The organism is Peribacillus simplex NBRC 15720 = DSM 1321 (genome assembly GCF_002243645.1).
Classification (GTDB): domain Bacteria; phylum Bacillota; class Bacilli; order Bacillales; family DSM-1321; genus Peribacillus; species Peribacillus simplex.
Genome location: NZ_CP017704.1, coordinates 2,444,715 through 2,466,191, shown reverse-complemented (window position 1 = coordinate 2,466,191; position 21,477 = coordinate 2,444,715). Strand labels below are relative to the sequence as shown.

General features: G+C 41.1%; 22 protein-coding genes and 2 other annotated features. All 22 genes read left to right on the top strand.

Annotation, left to right across the window (positions count from 1 at the left end):
- Positions 1 to 12 precede the first annotated feature (12 nt).
- The 22 genes from ispD to rpsG all read left to right on the top strand — a co-directional run bounded on the left by ispD (position 13) and on the right by rpsG (position 21,467).
- On the top strand, positions 13 to 699 hold the full coding sequence (gene ispD / locus BS1321_RS11745; RefSeq protein WP_063235782.1) for a 2-C-methyl-D-erythritol 4-phosphate cytidylyltransferase: 687 nt from the start codon (positions 13 to 15) through the stop codon (positions 697 to 699).
- Positions 700 to 713: 14 nt separating this feature from the next.
- Positions 714 to 1,193: a 2-C-methyl-D-erythritol 2,4-cyclodiphosphate synthase gene (gene ispF / locus BS1321_RS11740; RefSeq protein ID WP_063235783.1), complete on the top strand. Its 480-nt coding sequence runs from the start codon at positions 714 to 716 to the stop codon at positions 1,191 to 1,193.
- A 90-nt stretch (positions 1,194 to 1,283) separates the two neighbouring features.
- Complete coding sequence (gene gltX / locus BS1321_RS11735) at positions 1,284 to 2,741, top strand: glutamate--tRNA ligase (protein ID WP_063235784.1); 1,458 nt, start codon at positions 1,284 to 1,286, stop codon at positions 2,739 to 2,741.
- 42 nt (positions 2,742 to 2,783) lie between these two features.
- Positions 2,784 to 3,032, top strand: a binding site (T-box leader).
- An 84-nt stretch (positions 3,033 to 3,116) separates the two neighbouring features.
- Positions 3,117 to 3,767 carry a serine O-acetyltransferase gene (gene cysE, locus BS1321_RS11730; RefSeq protein ID WP_063235785.1) on the top strand — a complete coding sequence of 217 codons (651 nt, stop codon included), beginning with the start codon at positions 3,117 to 3,119 and terminating at the stop codon, positions 3,765 to 3,767.
- Between the two features lies 1 nt (position 3,768).
- Positions 3,769 to 5,166, top strand: a complete 1,398-nt coding sequence (cysS, locus tag BS1321_RS11725; protein ID WP_063235786.1) for a cysteine--tRNA ligase — start codon at positions 3,769 to 3,771, stop codon at positions 5,164 to 5,166.
- Positions 5,167 to 5,169: 3 nt separating this feature from the next.
- A complete protein-coding gene (locus BS1321_RS11720) occupies positions 5,170 to 5,592 on the top strand; it encodes a Mini-ribonuclease 3 (protein WP_063235787.1) in 423 nt (140 codons plus the stop codon).
- Complete coding sequence (rlmB, locus tag BS1321_RS11715; RefSeq protein WP_063235788.1) at positions 5,589 to 6,332, top strand: 23S rRNA (guanosine(2251)-2'-O)-methyltransferase RlmB; 744 nt, start codon at positions 5,589 to 5,591, stop codon at positions 6,330 to 6,332. Before BS1321_RS11720 ends, rlmB begins: the two co-directional genes overlap by 4 nt.
- 4 nt (positions 6,333 to 6,336) lie before the next feature.
- Complete coding sequence (locus BS1321_RS11710) at positions 6,337 to 6,846, top strand: NYN domain-containing protein (RefSeq protein WP_063235789.1); 510 nt, start codon at positions 6,337 to 6,339, stop codon at positions 6,844 to 6,846.
- An 85-nt stretch (positions 6,847 to 6,931) separates the two neighbouring features.
- A complete protein-coding gene (gene sigH, locus BS1321_RS11705; RefSeq protein WP_094246690.1) occupies positions 6,932 to 7,564 on the top strand; it encodes an RNA polymerase sporulation sigma factor SigH in 633 nt (210 codons plus the stop codon).
- Between the two features lie 202 nt (positions 7,565 to 7,766).
- Positions 7,767 to 7,916, top strand: coding sequence for a 50S ribosomal protein L33 (gene rpmG, locus BS1321_RS11700; RefSeq protein WP_081113075.1), 150 nt, complete (start codon positions 7,767 to 7,769; stop codon positions 7,914 to 7,916).
- A gap of 51 nt (positions 7,917 to 7,967) precedes the next feature.
- Positions 7,968 to 8,150, top strand: coding sequence for a preprotein translocase subunit SecE (gene secE / locus BS1321_RS11695; protein WP_034305062.1), 183 nt, complete (start codon positions 7,968 to 7,970; stop codon positions 8,148 to 8,150).
- A 257-nt stretch (positions 8,151 to 8,407) separates the two neighbouring features.
- Positions 8,408 to 8,941 (top strand): transcription termination/antitermination protein NusG, encoded by a 534-nt coding sequence (nusG, locus tag BS1321_RS11690; RefSeq protein ID WP_063235790.1) that lies wholly within the window; start codon positions 8,408 to 8,410, stop codon positions 8,939 to 8,941.
- Between the two features lie 174 nt (positions 8,942 to 9,115).
- Positions 9,116 to 9,541, top strand: a complete 426-nt coding sequence (rplK, locus tag BS1321_RS11685; protein WP_063235791.1) for a 50S ribosomal protein L11 — start codon at positions 9,116 to 9,118, stop codon at positions 9,539 to 9,541.
- Positions 9,542 to 9,645: 104 nt separating this feature from the next.
- Positions 9,646 to 10,341 carry a 50S ribosomal protein L1 gene (gene rplA / locus BS1321_RS11680; protein ID WP_061440375.1) on the top strand — a complete coding sequence of 232 codons (696 nt, stop codon included), beginning with the start codon at positions 9,646 to 9,648 and terminating at the stop codon, positions 10,339 to 10,341.
- Positions 10,342 to 10,387: 46 nt separating this feature from the next.
- Positions 10,388 to 10,538 (top strand) — a sequence feature (ribosomal protein L10 leader region).
- A 39-nt stretch (positions 10,539 to 10,577) separates the two neighbouring features.
- Positions 10,578 to 11,078: a 50S ribosomal protein L10 gene (rplJ, locus tag BS1321_RS11675; protein ID WP_063235792.1), complete on the top strand. Its 501-nt coding sequence runs from the start codon at positions 10,578 to 10,580 to the stop codon at positions 11,076 to 11,078.
- 63 nt (positions 11,079 to 11,141) lie between these two features.
- Entirely contained in the window at positions 11,142 to 11,501 is a 360-nt protein-coding gene (rplL, locus tag BS1321_RS11670) for a 50S ribosomal protein L7/L12 (protein WP_053349071.1), read from the top strand.
- A 193-nt stretch (positions 11,502 to 11,694) separates the two neighbouring features.
- Complete coding sequence (locus BS1321_RS11665; RefSeq protein WP_063235819.1) at positions 11,695 to 12,300, top strand: class I SAM-dependent methyltransferase; 606 nt, start codon at positions 11,695 to 11,697, stop codon at positions 12,298 to 12,300.
- Between the two features lie 238 nt (positions 12,301 to 12,538).
- Complete coding sequence (gene rpoB, locus BS1321_RS11660; protein WP_054398383.1) at positions 12,539 to 16,108, top strand: DNA-directed RNA polymerase subunit beta; 3,570 nt, start codon at positions 12,539 to 12,541, stop codon at positions 16,106 to 16,108.
- Positions 16,109 to 16,288: 180 nt separating this feature from the next.
- The gene (rpoC, locus tag BS1321_RS11655) at positions 16,289 to 19,888 is read left to right on the top strand and encodes a DNA-directed RNA polymerase subunit beta' (RefSeq protein ID WP_063235793.1); all 3,600 of its coding nucleotides are present in this window, start codon (positions 16,289 to 16,291) and stop codon (positions 19,886 to 19,888) included.
- Positions 19,889 to 20,179: 291 nt separating this feature from the next.
- Positions 20,180 to 20,428, top strand: a complete 249-nt coding sequence (locus BS1321_RS11650) for a 50S ribosomal protein L7ae-like protein (protein WP_034305040.1) — start codon at positions 20,180 to 20,182, stop codon at positions 20,426 to 20,428.
- 104 nt (positions 20,429 to 20,532) lie between these two features.
- Positions 20,533 to 20,955 (top strand): 30S ribosomal protein S12, encoded by a 423-nt coding sequence (rpsL, locus tag BS1321_RS11645; RefSeq protein ID WP_053349068.1) that lies wholly within the window; start codon positions 20,533 to 20,535, stop codon positions 20,953 to 20,955.
- A gap of 41 nt (positions 20,956 to 20,996) precedes the next feature.
- On the top strand, positions 20,997 to 21,467 hold the full coding sequence (gene rpsG, locus BS1321_RS11640) for a 30S ribosomal protein S7 (protein WP_034305035.1): 471 nt from the start codon (positions 20,997 to 20,999) through the stop codon (positions 21,465 to 21,467).
- The last annotated feature ends 10 nt before the right edge of the window (positions 21,468 to 21,477 follow it).

Below are 21,477 nucleotides of genomic sequence, written 5' to 3'. Positions count from 1 at the left end.
GGAGAAACCGTTATGTTTTATGAAGTAGTGATACCTGCGGCTGGACAAGGCAAAAGAATGAAGGCGGGCAAGAATAAACTTTTTATTGAACTATCGGGCATCCCGATTATTGTTTATACACTGCGTGTCTTCGAAGAAGATCCTGACTGTCGGGGGATTATCCTTTCGATAAACCCGGCAGAAAAGGATTATTTTAGTCAATTGATAGCAGCATATGGACTTAAAAAGGTCAAGAAACTGGTCATGGGTGGCAAGGAGCGCCAACAAAGCGTTCATAATGGACTGCAACATGCAGGAGAAGAAATCATTCTGGTCCACGACGGTGCCCGCCCTTTTATCAATCTTGGGCAAATCAGTGAATTGACTACTGCCGCCTCCCTTCATGGAGGTGCCGTAATTGCAGTGCCCGTTAAGGATACGATTAAAAAAGCGGCAAATAAAAAGGTAGTGGAAACTGTGGAACGATCAAGCTTGTGGGCGGTACAAACTCCACAAGCTTTTCGTGTATCCATATTAAAAAGGGCATATGAACAGGCAGAAGCGGAAGCGTTTTTAGGGACGGATGATGCAAGTTTGCTAGAGCGGATCAATGAACAGGTAGTTATTATTGAGGGCAATTATGATAATATTAAAATTACGACTCAGGAAGACCTATATTTTGCAGAAGCGATTTTACATAAACAACATGGAAAACGATGATTGGGGAGAATGATATGTTTAGAATAGGACAAGGATATGACGTTCATCAGCTTGTGGAGGGCAGACCTTTGATTATTGGCGGGATTACGATTCCGTATGAGAAAGGTTTGCTAGGGCATTCGGATGCGGATGTCCTTCTGCATACTGTTGCTGATGCCTGCTTGGGGGCAATTGGTGCAGGGGATATCGGTAAGCATTTTCCGGATACCGATCCTGAATTTAAAGATGCTGATTCGGCAAAACTGCTGCAGTATATTTGGGCGATTGTAAAAAAAGAAGGATATTCCCTAGGCAATGCGGACTGTACAATCATTGCACAAAGCCCGAAAATGGCACCGTATATTGAGGAAATGCGAGGCAGGATTGCTGAACTTTTAGATGAGTCGATAGACAGAATTAATGTAAAGGCGACCACTACCGAGAAACTTGGATTTACAGGCAGGAGCGAAGGAATCGCGGCACAGGCTGTGGTCTTATTGGTTAAATCAAACTAAATTCGTTTTTAGAGTGGATGCCTTTATCCCAATGTATTTAAATGATAATATATACAATAGAATAGAACGACTGGGAGGTCTATATATATCATGAGCAGCGATATTCGAGTTCGCTATGCACCGAGTCCGACTGGACATTTACATATTGGTAATGCACGGACTGCTTTATTTAATTATTTATACGCACGAAATAAAGGCGGGAAATTCATCATCCGTATTGAAGATACCGACCAAAAGAGAAATATTGAAGGCGGAGAAGAAAGTCAGCTTAAATATTTGAAATGGCTTGGTATGGATTGGGATGAAGGTGTTGATGTTGGCGGTGAATACGGGCCATATCGTCAATCCGAAAGGAACGACCTTTATCAGGAATTGTATCAAGAGCTTTTAGATAAGGGTTTGGCATATAAATGCTATTGTACGGAAGAAGAGCTTGAAGCTGAACGTGAAGGACAGGTCGAGCGTAATGAAACGCCAAAATATTCAGGGAAGTGCAAGCATTTAACTGAAGAAGAGCAAGCGAAACTAGTGGCTGAAGGAAGAAAGCCTAGCATTCGTTTTGCCGTTCCAGCTGGGAAGGTCCTTACTTTCAAAGATATGGTTAAGGACGACGTTTCGTTTGAAACAGATGGCTTTGGTGATTTTGTCATCGTTAAAAAAGATGGCATTCCAACCTATAACTTTGCAGTGGCCGTCGATGATCACTTGATGAAGATTTCCCATGTCCTTCGCGGTGATGATCATATCTCCAATACTCCAAAACAATTGATGATTTATGAAGCTTTCGGCTGGGAACCGCCGGTATTCGGACATATGACGCTGATTGTAAACGAAAGCAGGAAGAAACTGAGTAAACGTGATGAGTCGATCATTCAATTCATTGAGCAATATGAAGAGCTTGGTTATGTACCTGAAGCTTTATTCAATTTCATTACATTACTAGGATGGTCTCCGGTCGGGGAAGAAGAGATTTTCACGAAGGAAGAATTCATTAATCTATTCGATGCTGATCGGTTGTCTAAATCACCTGCACTTTTCGATAAACAAAAGCTTACATGGATGAATAACCAATATGTGAAGCAATTGGACGGAAATCGTGCAGTGGAATTGTCAATGCCTCACTTAATTAAAGCCGGGAAGGTTTCAGCGACACTGACTGCCGAAGAAGAAGAGTGGGTACATGGGCTAGTTTCCCTTTTTCAAGAGCAGATGAGCTATGGAGCGGAAATAGTTGAGCTATCTGAACTATTTTTCAAGGATGAGGTCGTGTTCGAGGAAGAAGCTAAGGAAGTACTGGCTGAAGAACAGGTACCGGAAGTCATGAAAGCTTTCCTTCAGGAGATCGAAGGGCTTGAAGAATTTAACGCGGATGAAATCAAGAAATCGATTAAAGCCGTACAAAAAAGCACAGGTCATAAAGGGAAAAAATTATTTATGCCGATAAGGGCGGCCGTCACGGGTCAAACACATGGTCCTGACTTGCCTAAGGCGATTTCATTACTGGGCAAAGAAAAAATTAAACAGCGTATTCAGAGTATTTTATATTAACAATTTGTCGAAAATGTAATATAGTATTTAATAATCTTACAAAAGAACGCGTAGATGGGGAGAAGTAAGTAAACGAAGCTTTTTAGAGAGAACCATAACCTGCTGAAAGTGGTTCAAGCCTCTCGTTTTCTGAAATGCACCCTTGAGTCCTTTGCTGAACTAACCTATAGTAGGCACAGGCGGAATGTCCTCCGTTACAGGGATTAAAGTTGGGGATGGAAAAACAGGAAAAAGCTTTACCTGATTCTTACATTCCAAACAGAGTGGAACCGCGCTTTAAGCGTCTCTGTCTATTTGGACAGAGACGCTTTTTTATATGCTTTAAAAGCTTCAAAAGGGGATGTTGGAAAAGGACGGAACATAGGGGGAATCATTTTGTTAAAGATGTTTAAAGAGGATATCGAAGTGGTTTTTGATCAAGATCCTGCTGCGCGCAGCTATTTGGAAGTCATATTGACGTACGCGGGTTTACATGCAATTTGGAGTCATAGGATGGCTCACGCACTATTTAAGAAGAAATTCTTTTTCCTGGCAAGAAGTATATCTCAAATCAGTCGGTTTTTTACCGGAATTGAAATTCATCCAGGGGCTACCATTGGCCGTCGTTTCTTCATTGACCATGGAATGGGGATCGTCATTGGCGAAACTTGTGAGATTGGCGACAATGTATCTGTCTTTCAAGGTGTAACCCTTGGGGGGACAGGAAAGGAAAAGGGAAAACGACATCCTACGATAAAGGATAATGTGTTGATTGCTACAGGAGCAAAAGTGCTGGGTTCCATCACTGTTGGGGAAAACTCAAAAATCGGTGCAGGATCGGTCGTTTTAAAGGAAGTGCCGCCTAATTCTACAGTGGTGGGCATTCCAGGCAAAGTGGTCATTCAAGATGGCATCAAAATCAAAAAAGACCTAAATCATTCAGATCTTCCTGATCCAATCGCTGATCGCTTTAAGGAATTGGATAGTGAAATCAGGGCCTTAAGAGCGAAGTTGGCTGAGCAGAAGCAGGAAGAAAGGAGTCTATAATATGGCGATTAAAATATATAACACAGCTACAAGAAAAAAGGAAACCTTCGTCCCGATTGAAGAGGGAAAGGTGAAGATGTACGTATGCGGACCAACTGTCTATAATTACATTCATATTGGTAATGCAAGACCAGCAATCGTATTCGATGCAGTTCGTAGGTATTTGGATTACCGTGGTTATGATGTGCAATTCGTTTCGAACTTTACGGATGTGGATGATAAGCTGATTCGTGCGGCAAAAGAATTGGGGGAAGATGTCCCTACCATATCAGAGCGTTTCATCAAGGCTTATTTTGAAGACGTGTCAGCATTGGGTTGCAAAAAAGCGGATGCTCACCCAACCGTAATGGAGAACATGGATGCAATCATTGAATTCATCTCGGCATTAATTGAGAAAGGATTCGCTTATGAATCTGAAGGGGATGTGTATTACCGCACTCGTAAGTTTGAGGGGTATGGAAAACTTTCACATCAGTCCATCGATGAGCTGCGAGTGGGGGCACGTATTGAAATAGGGGAGAAAAAACAAGATGCCCTTGATTTTGCCCTTTGGAAAAAGGCCAAGGATGATGAAATATCTTGGGAGAGCCCATGGGGTAAGGGGCGTCCTGGCTGGCATATCGAATGCTCCGCAATGGTCAAAAAGTATTTGGGCGATACAATCGATATTCATGCAGGAGGTCAAGATCTGGCTTTCCCGCATCATGAAAATGAAATTGCACAATCCGAAGCATTGACGGGTAAAACGTTTGCGAATTATTGGATGCATAATGGGTATATAAATATTGAGAATGAAAAAATGTCTAAGTCCTTAGGCAATTTCGTCCTTGTGCATGACATCATTCAGAAGCATGATCCACAAGTGCTACGCTTCTTTATGTTATCTGTACATTACCGTCATCCCATCAATTATAGTGAAGAAGTGCTTGAAAATGTAAAAGCGTCCCTTGATCGCTTAAGGACATCATATCAAAACTTAAAGCATCGTCTTCAAGTAAGTGACGGATTGACTGAGAATAATGATGTTTGGTTGGAGAAGCTGAATGAATTACATGAACAATTCATTAAGGAAATGGACGATGATTTCAACACAGCTAATGCAATATCCATACTCTTTGAACTTTCCAAACAGGCAAATTATTACTTGATGGAGAAAAACACAGACAAGGAAGTGATTGAGGCTTTCCTTGATAAATTCAACAACTTATTTTCTGTCCTGGGTTTGTCTCTTGGAGAAGAGGGGCTATTGGATGAAGAAATTGAAGGGTTGATACAGCAGAGAATTCAAGCGCGGAAAGACCGCAACTTTGGGTTATCTGATGAAATTCGTGATCGCTTGAAAAACATGAATATCATATTAGAGGATACCCCTCAAGGTACAAGATGGAAAAGAGGGTAATTAATGCTTCATTACGATAGTAAGGTAGATGCAAAAATGCTGAACAGTCTTGCTTTAGCATATATAGGTGATGCTGTATACGAAACGTATATACGGCATCACCTCATTCAAAAAGGAGCGGTCAAGCCCAATCTACTTCACAAAAAAGCTACATCTTTTGTAGCTGCTAAAGCGCAAAATAAAATCATCCACTTTTTTCTGGAGTCAGATTGGTTATCGGAAGAGGAATCGGCTGTCGTTCGGCGCGGCCGAAATGCAAAATCCGGTTCGGTACCGAAGAATACAGATGTGCAAACATATCGCTACAGTACAGCCTTCGAGGCACTTATGGGATTTTTGTATTTATCAGGTCGAATAGAAAGAATGGAAGAACTCATCAAAAAATCCATTGAATACATTGAAGAAGAAAAGGGGAGTAACCCATGAGCGAAGAATATATCATTGGCAGAAACCCCGTATTGGAAGCACTTCGCTCCGAACGGGATATTAATAAAATCTGGATAGCCGAGGGCTCACAAAAAGGCTCGATGCAACCACTAATCGGTCTGGCGAAGGAAAAGAAGGTATTCGTGCAAATCGTACCGAAGAAAAAAATTGACCAAATGGCAGAAGGCATCCATCAAGGCGTTATCGCACAAGTGGCTGCATATGAATATGTGGAATTGGATGACCTATTCGCAAAAGCGGCTGAACGGGACGAAGCACCTTTTTTCATGATCCTTGATGAAGTTGAAGACCCGCATAATTTAGGTTCGATCATGAGGACGGCTGATGCAGTCGGGGCCCATGGAATCATCATACCAAAAAGAAGAGCGGTGGGCTTGACGGCAACAGTGGCAAAAGCTTCGACGGGTGCAATCGAATATATTCCGGTAGCTCGCGTTACAAATTTGGCAAGAGCAGTGGAAGAGTTGAAAGAGCGTGGGGTATGGATAGTCGGTACCGACGCGAAAGGCAGCGATGATTACCGTAACATGGATGGAAAGATGCCTATCGGACTTGTTATCGGCAGCGAAGGAAAAGGCATGGCCCGGTTAATGAAGGATAAATGTGATTTTCTCATCCGTCTCCCTATGGCAGGACAAGTAACTTCGTTAAATGCATCGGTAGCAGCCGGTTTATTGATGTATGAGGTTTATAGAAAAAGAAATCCCCTAGGGCAATGATGCAATGAATATTCTGTTGGTGGACGGTTATAACATTATTGGAGCTTGGCCGGAACTGAGAGAATTAAAAGAACGGGATCTTGCTGCTGCAAGAGATCGATTGATAGAAATGATGGCGGAATATCAAGCATTTACCGGATTCCGTGTAATTGTCGTATTTGACGCTCAATATGTTCAGGGAATTGCCCGCATATTCAAAAATCACAATGTTGATGTAATTTTTACAAAAGAAAATGAAACTGCGGATGAAAGAATAGAAAAGATGGCTATTGAACTGAATAATGTCAAAACGCAAATTCAAGTGGCAACTTCCGACTTCACGGAACAGTGGGTGATCTTTGGCCAAGGGGCCCTAAGGAAATCCGCTCGTGAACTGCTTATTGAAATGGAAGAAATTCAAGGCGAAATCAAGAAAGATGTAAGAAAAACAACGACGATAAGACCCGTGGCTAAAATTCCTTTAAGTGAAGAAGTGGCAGAAATTTTCGAAAAATGGCGCCGAGGTAAAATATGAACCATTGACGGGTAAAATTTACCTGCTGTATAATATTTCTATCTGAGTCAGGTCAGGGGGATATAATGTGGGTCTCAAATTCGGAATGAAGCTGAACGAAAAGTATCTGCAGTTTGAGGATGATGAATTGATAGGGTTGGTGCACACTGGAGACAGTGAAGCACTGGATTATTTGATCCAAAAGTATCGTAATTTTGTAAGAGCGAAGGCAAGGACTTATTTCTTGATTGGTGCCGATAAGGAAGACATCGTGCAAGAAGGTATGATTGGTTTATATAAAGCAGTCCGTGATTTTAAAGGGGATAAGTTATCTTCTTTTAAAGCATTTGCAGAACTATGCATTACAAGGCAGATCATTACAGCTATCAAAACAGCAACACGTCAAAAACATATTCCGCTCAATTCCTATGTTTCCCTGGACAAGCCCATTTATGATGAGGAATCGGACCGAACTCTAATGGATATTATATCGGGTACGAAAGTTTTGGACCCGGAAGAACTGATCATCAACCAAGAAGAGTTTGACGATATCGAATTAAAGATGGCCGAGCTCCTGAGTGATCTTGAGAGAAAAGTGTTAGCTCTTTACCTGGATGGGCAAACCTACCAAGAAATTTCGGAAGAGTTGAACCGGCATGTTAAGTCAATCGACAACGCCCTTCAGCGGGTGAAAAGAAAGCTCGAGCGCTATCTGGAAGTAAGGGAAATCAGTTTATAATCCCTCCGCTTTTTCCGCTTAATTTCATCTGTCCCTTCTCCACATGGAAGTTTATTATTCACTAAGATTTTTTAATGGATGTTAAGTAAACCTATGTTTTGATTTCCGGTGTCCATAATGGGCTAAACCCGCTTTGATATTGACAATAAAAAACAGTCGTGATAAGGTTTTATGGATATAGTAGATAGGATAGGTGTATCTAATGCGAAAAAAAATAGTTCTTGCCTGCACTGATTGCGGTTCAAGGAATTATAGTTATGAGAGCAAACAATCGACAAGCGGCGAACGACTGGAAATCAAGAAATTTTGCAGTACGTGCAACTCACACTCGATTCATAAAGAAACGAAATAACCGTTTTATAAATAGATTGACAGAAGCTTCTAATGCTTGGAGGATACATTCATGAAACGTTTTACCGAATTTTTCAGCGGAGTAGCTCGCGAAATGCAAAAGGTAAGCTGGCCGAAACGCAAGGAGCTTACCAAATATACAATCGTGGTAGTAACGACTGTAGTGTTTATGGCTTTATTCTTTACAGTGGTCGATTTGGGCATTTCTGAATTAATTCGCTTGGTTATTGAATAAGAGATTCGAAAATAAGGTATAATAGTGATAGAATAATATGTGTCAGCAGAAAAGCCCGGAAACGGGTTTTTTAATTTGTCTTTTTTAAGAAGTGAAGAAGATCAAAATCGAGCACTGCTGTAATATGAATCATCACAATATATTCTAGCTAAGTCGGGTTGACGCCGGTATGGTTTTTTGGCTAAAACGTTCAAAGATAAAGATTAATAAAGAAAATGATTGATTGCAGGGAGGGAAGGACGATAAAGTCCTAACACATGGAAAAGAATTGGTATGTAGTTCACACCTATTCAGGTTACGAGAACAAAGTTAAGGCTAACTTGGAAAAACGTGTTGAAACTATGGGGATGGAAGACAAGATCTTTCGCGTTGTAGTTCCAGAAGAAGAAGAAACAGAAGTGAAAGATGGCAAAAAGAAAGTGACCAAAAAGAAAGTGTTTCCAGGTTATGTATTGGTTGAGATCATCATGACGGATGATTCATGGTATGTTGTCCGGAATACGCCTGGCGTAACAGGTTTCGTAGGTTCATCTGGAGCTGGGTCAAAACCGACTGCATTGCTGCCGGAAGAAATTGAAGTCGTTCTTAAACGAATGGGCGTAGATGAAAGTAAAATCGAAGTTGATTTTGAACTCGGTGATACGGTTCAAGTTAAAGAAGGACCATTTGCAACCTTTGCAGGGCCGATTGAAGAACTTGATAAAGACAAAGGGAAAGTAAGGGTCCTAGTCAATATGTTCGGTCGTGATACACCGGTTGAACTTGATTTTAATCAGGTGGAAAAATTATAAACGGAAAAAAACTTGAAATTGCCTTTTGAAAGTGGTAAAATTTCAAAGGTCAGTATGTTTCAATTTTTAGGCCTCAACGATACAAGCATTCTTTATTAATATATAAAGAATTCAAGATGAGTGGGAGGGTATTACCCTATTACCACATCACGGACTTATAAGGAGGTGTGTCTCGTGGCTAAAAAAGTAATTAAAATGGTTAAATTGCAAATTCCTGCTGGTAAAGCGAATCCTGCACCGCCGGTCGGTCCTGCATTAGGTCAAGCTGGTGTAAACATCATGGGATTCTGTAAGGAGTTCAACGCTCGTACAGCAGATCAAGCTGGTCTAATTATTCCTGTTGAAATCACGGTATTTGAAGACCGTTCATTTACATTCATTACAAAAACTCCACCGGCTGCAGTATTGCTTAAGAAAGTAGCTGGTATCGAGTCTGGTTCTGGTGAACCTAACCGTAAAAAAGTTGCTACAGTCAAGCGTGATCAAGTGCGCGAGATTGCTGAAACTAAAATGCCTGACCTAAACGCTGCAAGCGTTGAAGCTGCAATGCGTATGGTTGAAGGTACTGCTCGCAGCATGGGTATTGTCATCGAAGACTAATCCATGTAATTGCTATTTGTTTCTACGGGGTTGCGATTGATACTCGCAACCTTTATTCGTGGGAGGTCATTCCGTTAAAACCACAATTTAGGAGGATTTATATCATGGCGAAAAAAGGTAAAAAGTATCTTGAAGCAGCTAAGCTTGTAGAAGTTTCTAAGGCTTATGCTGTAACTGAAGCAATCGAAGTTGCTAAAAAAGCAAACTTCGCAAAATTCGATGCGACTGTTGAAGTTGCTTTCCGTTTAGGTGTAGACCCTAAGAAAGCTGACCAACAAATTCGTGGAGCTGTTGTGCTTCCGAATGGTACTGGTAAAACTCAACGCGTATTAGTGTTCGCTAAAGGCGAAAAAGCAAAAGAAGCGGAAGCTGCTGGTGCTGACTACGTTGGCGAATCTGACTTCATCAACAAAATCCAACAAGGATGGTTCGAATTCGATGTAATCGTAGCGACTCCAGACATGATGGGTGAAGTTGGTAAACTTGGCCGTGTATTAGGACCTAAAGGATTAATGCCTAACCCTAAAACTGGTACAGTAACATTCGACGTAACGAAAGCTGTTAATGAAATCAAAGCTGGTAAAGTTGAATACCGCGTAGATAAAGCTGGTAACATCCACGCTCCAATCGGTAAAGTATCTTTCGAAGATGCTAAACTAGTGGAAAACTTCACGACTATCTATGATACATTAATGAAAGTTAAACCTGCGGCTGCTAAAGGGACTTACATGAAAAACGTTTCTGTAACAACTACTATGGGCCCTGGCGTGAAAGTTGATCCTTCTACTTTCAATAAATAATTGACATTCCAAAACTATTATTGTTATAATAAGTTTTGTTGTGAATAAATGAATATCATTTGTACCGTAGACAGTAGGTGCTCGTTACGAGCTTAATTCCCTGCCGAGGTAATTCGATAATAATAGTCCTTGACTATGACTTTTGAAATTACTGCCTTCATGTCTGCAATAGAGATGAAGGCTTTTTCTTTGAAACGGTATAAATGTTTTCAAGCAAATCTACAGGAGGTGTAAGGATGAACGCAATTATTGAACAAAAGCAAAAAATCGTTGCTGAGATTACTGATAAATTAACTGCAAGCCAATCAACAGTAGTTGTTGACTACCGTGGATTGACTGTTGCTGAATTAACAGAACTTCGTAAGCAACTTCGTGAAGCTGGCGTTGAGTTTAAAGTTTACAAAAACTCTATGACTCGTCGTGCTGCGGAAAGTGCTGAACTTAGCGCTTTGAACGAATCATTAACAGGACCAAACGCAATTGCATTCTCAACTGAAGATGTTATTGCGCCAGCAAAAATCCTTAACGATTTTGCGAAAAAACATGAAGCTTTAGAAATCAAAGCTGGAGTTATCGAAGGAAATGTTGCAACTGCTGAAGAAATTAAAGCTCTTGCAGAACTACCTTCACGCGAAGGCCTACTTTCAATGCTACTCAGCGTGCTACAAGCACCTATGCGCGGACTTGCTCTTGCTACAAAAGCAGTTGCAGATCAAAAAGAAGAACAAGGCGCGTAAGCTAATCGCTTATTTAGCCTATTGATTCAAAAAAAAACCAACCATTTCGAGGAGGAAATAAAAATGACTAAAGATCAAATCTTAGAAGCAGTTAAAAACATGACTGTTTTAGAATTAAACGACCTTGTAAAAGCAATCGAAGAAGAATTTGGCGTAACTGCTGCTGCACCTGTAGCTGTAGCTGCTGCTGGTGGCGCTGCTGCTGAAGAGCAAACTGAGTTTGATGTAATCCTTACATCTGCTGGAGATCAAAAAATCAAAGTTATCAAAGCTGTACGTGAAGTAACAGGTCTTGGACTTAAAGAAGCAAAAGAACTTGTTGACAACACTCCAAAAGCAATCAAAGAAGGCGCTTCTAAAGAAGAAGCTGAAGAAGTTAAAGCTAAACTTGAAGAAGTTGGAGCTGGCGTTGAAGTTAAGTAATCTTGCATAAACAAAAAGCTCGCTATCACTGGCGGGCTTTTTTTCTTCATTTTAAAGAAATGACGAAAAAAAGCCGTTAATGGTTTGATTAAAGGGTTTAGTTTTTCAAACATTCCGGCGTGCAAGCATCCATTCTTCAATTCTCTTCTCTCATTAAATCTTCAATATTCCTTTCTGATAGGGGGAGATGACTCTGACAGAGCATTACTACTCACATAAACCGGATGTCGTAAGTAATCCGAAATTTTGGGATTTCACATTAAAGGGACGTGCCTTTCGCTTTAAAAGTGATAATGGTGTTTTTTCGAAAAAGGAAGTTGATTTCGGATCGCGTCTTTTGGTTGAGAGTTTTAACCTTAATGAAGCTGTGGAAGGAGATATTCTCGATGTTGGTTGCGGTTATGGCCCAATCGGAATATCGATTGCGGCAGCTTATCCCGATAGAACGCTAGAAATGATTGATATAAATAGCCGAGCAGTTGAATTGTCAAAAGAGAATGCCGCTTCTAATGGGATCGCAAATGTGAAGATTTACGAAAGTGATCGTTTTGACAAAGTTGGCTCCAATCAATTCGCGGCAATTCTTACGAACCCTCCCATTCGCGCAGGCAAAAGTGTAGTCCACGAAATTTTAGAAGAAAGCTATCGCAGTTTGGTAGCTGGTGGAGAATTATGGGTTGTCATTCAAAAAAAACAAGGTGCTCCATCCGCAATGGATAAAATGGAGCAATTATTTGGAAATATTGAGGTGCCAATTAAGAAAAAGGGTTACTATATACTATTATCCAAAAAGGTTTGACTCTAAATTTTCGCTATGTTAGTATTATAAAATGCATATATATAATTCCGTAACTATGCAATTTTTATACCATTGGTGTATAACCAATGGATAATATGGGAAAAATATATAAATAATAGTTCGTTTTATGAGAAATAGTGGTTTTTAAAATAAAAACCATTTTCTTTTTGTCTATGGAAATGATTCCTTTTCCGAGGCAAATGGATCCTTATAACGCTTGATTTAAGGGGTGAATCAGTTGACAGGTCAACTTGTTCAGTATGGACGACACCGCCAACGTAGAAGTTATGCAAGAATCAGTGAGGTTTTGGATCTTCCGAATCTGATTGAAATTCAAACAGCTTCTTATCAATGGTTTCTAGATGTAGGTTTAAAGGAAATGTTCCAGGATATTTCTCCTATTGAGGATTTTACAGGTAATTTATCGTTAGAATTCATCGATTACAGCTTAGCTGAGCCGAAGTATTCTGTGGAAGAAACAAAAGAACGCGATGTTACGTATTCTGCACCACTTCGTGTGAAAGTGCGCCTTGTTAACAAAGAAACAGGGGAAGTGAAAGACCAGGATGTATTTATGGGAGACTTCCCGCTGATGACTGAAACAGGTACATTTGTCATCAATGGTGCTGAACGGGTAATTGTATCCCAATTAGTGCGCTCACCGAGTGTTTACTACAATGGGAAAATGGATAAAAACGGTAAGCTTGGTTTCTCTGCGACCGTAATTCCTAACCGTGGCGCATGGCTCGAATATGAAACAGACGCCAAGGATGTTGTGTATGTTAGAATCGATCGCACCAGGAAATTACCGATTACGGTATTGATGCGTGCCCTTGGATTCGGAACTGATCAAGAAATCATCGATTTAATCGGAGACAACGAATACCTTCGTAACACTCTCGAAAAGGACAACACTGAGAGTGTGGAAAAAGCATTACTGGAAATCTATGAGCGTCTACGCCCAGGTGAACCGCCTACTGTCGAAAACGCGAAAAGTCTTTTAGTATCACGCTTTTTTGATCCGAAACGTTATGATTTAGCTAATGTAGGCCGTTATAAAATAAACAAAAAACTGCATATTAAGAACCGTTTATTCGGACAACGTATTGCGGAGACTTTGATTGACCCTGAAACAGGTGAAATCATCGTCGAAAAAGGTACAATGCTTGATCGTCGGACCCTTGATAGGATTCTGCCTCATATCGAAGCTGGAATCGGATTCAAAACATTCCATCCATCAGGTGGTGTAGTAGAAGAAGAAACTCTTCTTCAACCTATTAAAGTGTTTGCACCAAACGATGCTGAAGGCGAAAAAGTGATCAATATCATCGGTAATGCTTACGTGACCGACCAGGTTAAAAACATTACACCGGCTGATATCATTTCTTCCATCAGTTATTTCTTTAACTTATTGCATGGTGTAGGAATCACAGATGATATTGACCATTTAGGAAACCGTCGTCTGCGTTCTGTTGGTGAATTGCTGCAAAACCAATTTAGAATTGGTTTATCTCGTATGGAACGTGTCGTTCGTGAAAGAATGTCTATTCAGGATACGAATACAATCACTCCACAGCAACTAATTAACATTCGTCCAGTTATTGCATCTATTAAAGAATTCTTTGGAAGCTCACAGCTTTCTCAATTCATGGATCAAACGAACCCGTTGGCTGAATTGACGCATAAACGTCGTCTATCTGCATTGGGACCTGGTGGTCTGACACGTGAGCGTGCTGGCTTTGAAGTACGTGACGTTCATTACTCCCACTATGGCCGCATGTGTCCAATTGAAACGCCTGAGGGACCGAATATTGGTTTGATTAACTCATTATCCAGTTTTGCAAAGGTTAACCCATATGGCTTCATTGAAACACCATATCGCCGTGTGGACCCTGAAACAGGCAAAATTACAAGCCAAATCGATTACTTAACAGCTGATGAGGAAGATAATTATGTAGTTGCCCAAGCGAATGTACGTCTATCAGATGACGGATCATTCCTTGATAATGATGTTGTTGCACGTTTCCGCGGTGAAAATACCGTTGTTCCGCGTGATCGCGTCGATTACATGGATGTATCTCCTAAACAGGTTGTATCTGCTGCGACAGCATGTATTCCTTTCTTGGAGAATGATGACTCCAACCGTGCCCTTATGGGAGCTAACATGCAACGTCAAGCGGTGCCTTTGCTGCAACCGGAAGCCCCTCGAGTTGGGACGGGTATGGAGTATGTTTCAGCGAAAGACTCCGGTGCTGCTGTCATTTGTAAACACCCTGGTATCGTAGAACACGTTGAATCACGTGAAGTATGGGTACGTAGGGTAAGTGAAGTTGACGGACAGCAAGTAAAAGGAAACCTTGATAAATACCGTCTATTAAAATTCATTCGTTCTAACCAAGGAACGTGCTATAATCAACGCCCTATCGTCAGTGTTGGCGACAACGTCGTAAAAGGTGAGATTCTTGCTGATGGTCCTTCAATGGAACAGGGTGAGTTGGCACTTGGACGTAACGTATTGGTTGCCTTCATGACATGGGATGGATATAACTATGAAGATGCCATCATCATGAGTGAACGATTGGTTAAAGATGATGTGTACACTTCTATTCATATTGAAGAATATGAATCTGAATCACGCGATACAAAATTAGGGCCTGAAGAAATCACCCGTGATATCCCTAACGTAGGGGAAGATGCGCTTCGCAATCTTGATGAGCGAGGAATTATCCGTGTGGGTGCTGAAGTGAAAGACGGAGACCTTCTCGTTGGTAAAGTGACGCCAAAAGGTGTAACGGAACTGACTGCTGAGGAACGTCTATTACATGCAATCTTCGGTGAAAAAGCACGTGAAGTAAGGGATACATCACTTCGTGTACCTCACGGCGGCGGCGGAATCGTTCTTGATGTTAAAGTATTCAACAGAGAAGACGGCGATGAACTGCCTCCTGGTGTAAACCAATTAGCACGTGTATATATCGTTCAAAAACGTAAAATCCATGAAGGCGATAAAATGGCTGGACGACATGGTAACAAAGGGGTAATCTCTAGGATCCTTCCTGAAGAAGATATGCCTTATTTACCAGATGGCACTCCAGTCGACATCATGTTAAACCCATTGGGTGTACCTTCACGTATGAACATCGGTCAGGTGTTGGAGCTTCACTTAGGTATGGCTGCACGCGCACTTGGCATTCATGTAGCATCTCCTGTATTCGATGGTGCCACTGAGGAAGATGTTTGGGGTACGATTGAAGAAGCCGGAATGTCCCGTGATGCAAAAACTGTCCTTTATGATGGCCGTTCAGGTGAAGCATTCGATAACCGTGTATCAGTTGGTGTCATGTATATGATCAAACTGGCACATATGGTCGATGATAAACTTCATGCACGTTCAACTGGACCTTACTCCCTTGTTACGCAACAGCCACTTGGTGGTAAAGCGCAATTTGGTGGACAGCGTTTCGGTGAGATGGAAGTATGGGCACTTGAAGCTTATGGTGCTGCTTATACATTACAAGAAATCCTAACCGTTAAATCAGATGATGTCGTAGGTCGTGTTAAAACTTACGAAGCGATTGTCAAAGGCGAAAATGTCCCTGAGCCAGGCGTTCCTGAGTCCTTCAAAGTATTGATTAAGGAGCTTCAAAGTTTAGGATTGGATGTTAAAATTCTTAATGCTGAAGATCGTGAAATCGAAATGCGTGATTTGGAAGATGAAGAAGAAGCCAACCAAGCAGACAAATTAAGCCTTGATTCAGAAACTAAAGATATGGTTGCTTCCGAAGTAGGGGCACCTGTCAAAGAATAAAATTATAAACATATCTAGTTATATATTACCCGCTCTGACTGGCAGCAAGATGTTCCTTTGAAGATCATGCTGCCTTGTTAGAGCCTTATTGATTCAATCAACCATCATCCGGTGTAAGATTGCCTGATATTTGACGGCAATCAAGGGTTAAACCTGGAGATTAAAAGGGAGGTAGGCCCCTTGTTAGACGTTAATAATTTTGAGTATATGAAAATTGGTCTTGCTTCACCAGACAAGATTCGTTCTTGGTCCCATGGAGAAGTTAAAAAACCAGAAACAATCAACTATCGTACGTTAAAGCCAGAAAAAGACGGTTTATTCTGTGAGAGAATTTTTGGACCTCAAAAGGACTGGGAATGTCATTGCGGAAAATATAAACGTGTTCGTTATAAAGGCGTAGTCTGTGACCGTTGTGGCGTTGAAGTCACTCGTGCTAAGGTGCGTCGTGAGCGTATGGGTCATATTGAGCTGGCAGCTCCAGTTTCACACATATGGTACTTTAAAGGTATCCCAAGCCGTATGGGACTTGTACTTGACATGTCTCCACGTGCATTGGAAGAAGTTATTTACTTTGCATCTTACGTAGTAACTGAAACGGGCGATACAACTTTAGAAAAGAAACAGCTTCTTTCTGAAAAGGAATATCGTACATACCGTGAAAAATACGGTAAGAAGTTCCAAGCTGCCATGGGTGCGGAAGCTATTAAAAAACTTTTACAAGATATTGATACGGAAAAGGAAGTAGAGTCGTTGAAAGAGGAGCTTAAAACAGCTCAAGGACAACGCAGAACCCGTGCAATCAAACGCTTGGAAGTGCTTGAAGCATTCCGTAACTCCGGAAATGAGCCTTCATGGATGATCCTTGACGTGCTTCCGGTCATTCCACCGGAACTTCGTCCTATGGTTCAACTTGATGGAGGGCGTTTTGCCACATCTGATCTAAATGATTTATATCGCCGTGTTATCAACCGTAATAATCGGTTGAAAAGATTACTGGATCTTGGAGCACCAAGCATTATCGTTCAAAACGAGAAGCGTATGCTGCAAGAAGCCGTCGATGCTCTTATCGATAATGGCCGTCGCGGCCGTCCGGTAACTGGACCTGGTAACCGTCCGTTAAAATCTTTATCTCACATGTTAAAAGGTAAACAAGGACGTTTCCGTCAAAACCTTCTTGGTAAACGTGTTGATTATTCTGGCCGTTCCGTTATCGTAGTCGGACCAAACTTAAAGATGTACCAATGTGGTCTTCCAAAAGAAATGGCGATTGAATTATTCAAACCATTCGTTATGAAGGAGCTTGTTCAAAGAGGTCTAGCGCATAACATCAAATCAGCTAAGCGTAAAATTGAACGTTTATCTCCTGAAATATGGGATGTACTAGAAGAAGTTATTAGAGAACACCCAGTACTATTGAACCGTGCACCGACACTTCATAGACTTGGTATCCAAGCATTTGAACCAACGTTGGTTGAAGGTCGCGCAATTCGTTTGCATCCGCTCGTATGTACAGCTTACAACGCTGACTTTGACGGTGACCAAATGGCGGTCCACGTTCCTCTATCTTCTGAAGCCCAAGCCGAAGCACGCATGCTTATGCTTGCAGCACAGAACATTTTGAACCCTAAAGATGGTAAACCTGTCGTTACACCTTCACAAGATATGGTATTAGGTAACTATTACTTAACATTGGAAAGAGAAGGCGCTATCGGTGAAGGTATGATCTTTAAAGATACAAGTGAAGCATTACTTGCATACCAAAACGGATATGTACACTTGCATTCCCGTTGTGCTGTACATGCATCGTCACTAAATAATGAAACACTCACTGAAGAACAAAACGGCCAACTTCTAATTACCACTGTCGGTAAATTGATCTTCAATGAAATTTTACCAAAATCATTCCCGTATATTAACGAACCAACACGATATAATTTGGAAACGAAAACTCCAGAGAAATATTTTGTGGAAAAAGGCGCTAATATCCCTGAATTGATTAAGGCTCAACCTGCTATTGATCCTTTCAAGAAACAAATTCTTGGAAATATCATTGCGGAAGTCTTTAAACGCTTTAAAATTACCGAAACATCCAAAATGCTTGACCGGATGAAAGATCTTGGATTCAAATATTCGACAAAAGCTGGTATTACCGTTGGTGTGGCTGATATTGTCGTTTTAAAAGAAAAACAAGAAATCATTACTGAGGCTCAAACCAAAGTGGATAACGTCTTGAAACAATTCAGACGTGGTCTTATTACAGAGGATGAGCGTTATGATCGCGTTATTTCAATTTGGAGTGCTGCCAAGGATACCATTCAGTCCAAACTTATGGACTCATTGGACCGACGCAACCCAATCTTCATGATGAGTGACTCCGGTGCCCGTGGTAATGCTTCCAACTTTACGCAGCTTGCGGGTATGCGTGGTTTGATGGCCAACCCGGCTGGACGTATCATTGAATTACCGATCAAATCAAGTTTCCGTGAAGGTTTAACAGTGTTGGAGTACTTCATCTCTACACATGGTGCGCGTAAAGGTCTTGCCGATACAGCACTTAAAACAGCCGATTCCGGTTACCTTACTCGTCGACTTGTTGACGTTGCCCAAGATGTCATCATCCGTGATGACGATTGTGGAACCGACCGCGGCTTGAAAATTTCAGCCTTGAGAGAGGGCACTGAAATAATTGAGCATCTTGAAGAGCGCCTGATTGGCCGTTATGCAAGAAAAGCGATCAAACATCCAGAAACAAATGAAGTAATCGTGGCTGAAAATGATCTTATTACTGAAGATCTTGCTAATTATATTGAATCACTTGGAATTGAAACAGCATGGATCCGTTCTGCCTTTACATGTAACACCAGCCATGGTGTATGTAAAAAATGTTATGGACGCAACTTGGCTACAGGTCAAGAAGTTGAAGTGGGCGAAGCAGTCGGTATTATTGCCGCTCAATCAATCGGAGAACCTGGTACACAGTTAACGATGCGTACATTCCATACAGGTGGGGTTGCTGGGGACGATATCACTCAAGGTCTTCCTCGTATCCAAGAAATATTTGAGGCGAGAAACCCTAAAGGTCAAGCTGTCATTTCTGAAATCGAAGGAACAGTTGTTTCGATTAATGAAATTCGGGATAAACAACAGGAAATCGTTGTTCAAGGTGCAGTTGAATCACGCACATATACTGCGCCATACACTGCGCGTTTAAGAGTAACTGTTGATACTCCTGTCCGTCGCGGTGAAGAGTTAACAGAGGGTTCTATCGATCCGAAAGAATTGCTGAAGGTTACAGACGTGCTTACTGTTCAGGAATACCTGCTTCATGAAGTTCAAAAAGTATACCGGATGCAAGGTGTTGAGATCGGTGATAAACATATCGAGGTAATGGTTAGACAAATGATGCGTAAAGTCCGTGTGCTTGATGCTGGCGAAACTGAAGTGCTTCCAGGAACATTATTGGATGTTAACCAGTTCACCACTGCAAACACAGATGCATTGCTGACTAACAAATTACCAGCTACAGGCCGTCCTGTATTGCTAGGTATCACAAAAGCATCCCTAGAAACGGATTCCTTCTTGTCCGCCGCGTCATTCCAAGAAACAACCAGAGTCTTGACTGATGCAGCGATTAAAGGAAAACGTGATGAATTGCTTGGTCTTAAAGAAAATGTCATCATCGGTAAACTTGTCCCTGCAGGAACGGGAATGCTTAGATACAGAAAAGCAAACCCTGTCGTTGTTGGTGAAGAAAGTACCGATACTGTAACAGTGGATTAAAGGAAAAGGACCAGCTCAATAATTTAAACTGAAAACCACACTCCTGTATCCTATTGGAGCTGAAGGTTCAGAATTTATTGAGCTGGTCTCTCTTATTACTCATGGCTGACTGAAAGCCGTACGAGGATCGGATATATTCCCTTTAGGCAAATAGATAATCTTAAAAGAATTATATAAGGAAAACCTTTTGCTTGAATTATTTTTTTGAAAGAAGTTGACAGTATCCGACTAATAATGATACTATAGCAAAGGTGCTCCTATGTTACCCTGTAACTTTGGAGGATATGGACCATGTCTTATGAAAAAGTAATACAGGCAAAGTCAGTGATTATAGGGACGAAACAAGCAGTTAGAGCTCTTAAAAACAATTTAATTCAAGAAGTTATCATCGCAGATGATGCAGATATATACTTGACTGGGCGTGTCGTTGAGACCGCCAAAGAATTGGACGTTCCTATCACATATGTTGATTCGATGAGAATGCTTGGCAAAGCATGTGGTATTGATGTCGGAGCAGCAACTGTTGCCATTAAAAAGTAAAAATGTTTTTGCAATTATATTTGCAAAGACTTTGTTTTTACCCATTTATGAACCACCTGGATGTGTGGTACTAGAAATGAAAACGTGAAGGGAGGAAAAATGTAATGCCTACTATTAATCAATTAGTGCGTAAAGGACGCGAGTCTAAAGAGGTTAATTCAAAATCTCCAGCACTTAACAAAGGCTACAACAGCTTTAAAAAAGCACAAACTAACGTATCATCTCCGCAAAAACGTGGTGTTTGTACTCGTGTGGGAACTATGACACCGAAAAAACCAAACTCCGCGTTACGTAAATATGCGCGTGTACGTTTAACAAACGGTATCGAGGTAACAGCTTATATCCCAGGTATCGGTCACAACCTACAAGAACACAGCGTGGTTCTTATCCGTGGCGGTCGTGTAAAAGATTTACCAGGGGTACGTTACCATATCGTACGTGGTGCTCTTGATACTGCTGGAGTTAACAATCGTATGCAAAGCCGTTCTAAATACGGTACTAAGCGTCCGAAAGCAGCAAAAAAATAATCTTAAACAAAAATTGAACTTTCTTGAAAGGAGGAAATATAATGCCTCGTAAAGGACCTGTAACGAAAAGAGACGTATTACCAGATCCAATTTATAATTCAAAACTTGTGACTCGCTTAATCAACAAATTAATGGTTGATGGACAAAGAGGTAAATCACAAAAAATTCTTTACTCTGCATTTGATTTAATCAAAGAACGTACTGGCAATGAGTCAATCGAAGTTTTCGATCAAGCACTTAAAAACATCATGCCTGTATTAGAAGTAAAAGCACGCCGTGTAGGTGGAGCTAACTACCAAGTACCAGTTGAGGTGCGTCCAGACCGCAAATCAACTCTAGGACTTCGTTGGTTAGTGAAATACTCTCGTCTTCGTGGAGAAAAAACGATGGAAGAGCGCTTAGCTTATGAAATCATGGATGCTGCTAACAATACTGGAGCAGCTGTTAAGAAACGTGAAGATACACACAAAATGGCTGAAGCTAATAAAGCATTCGCTCATTATCGCTGGTAAGATATATCAC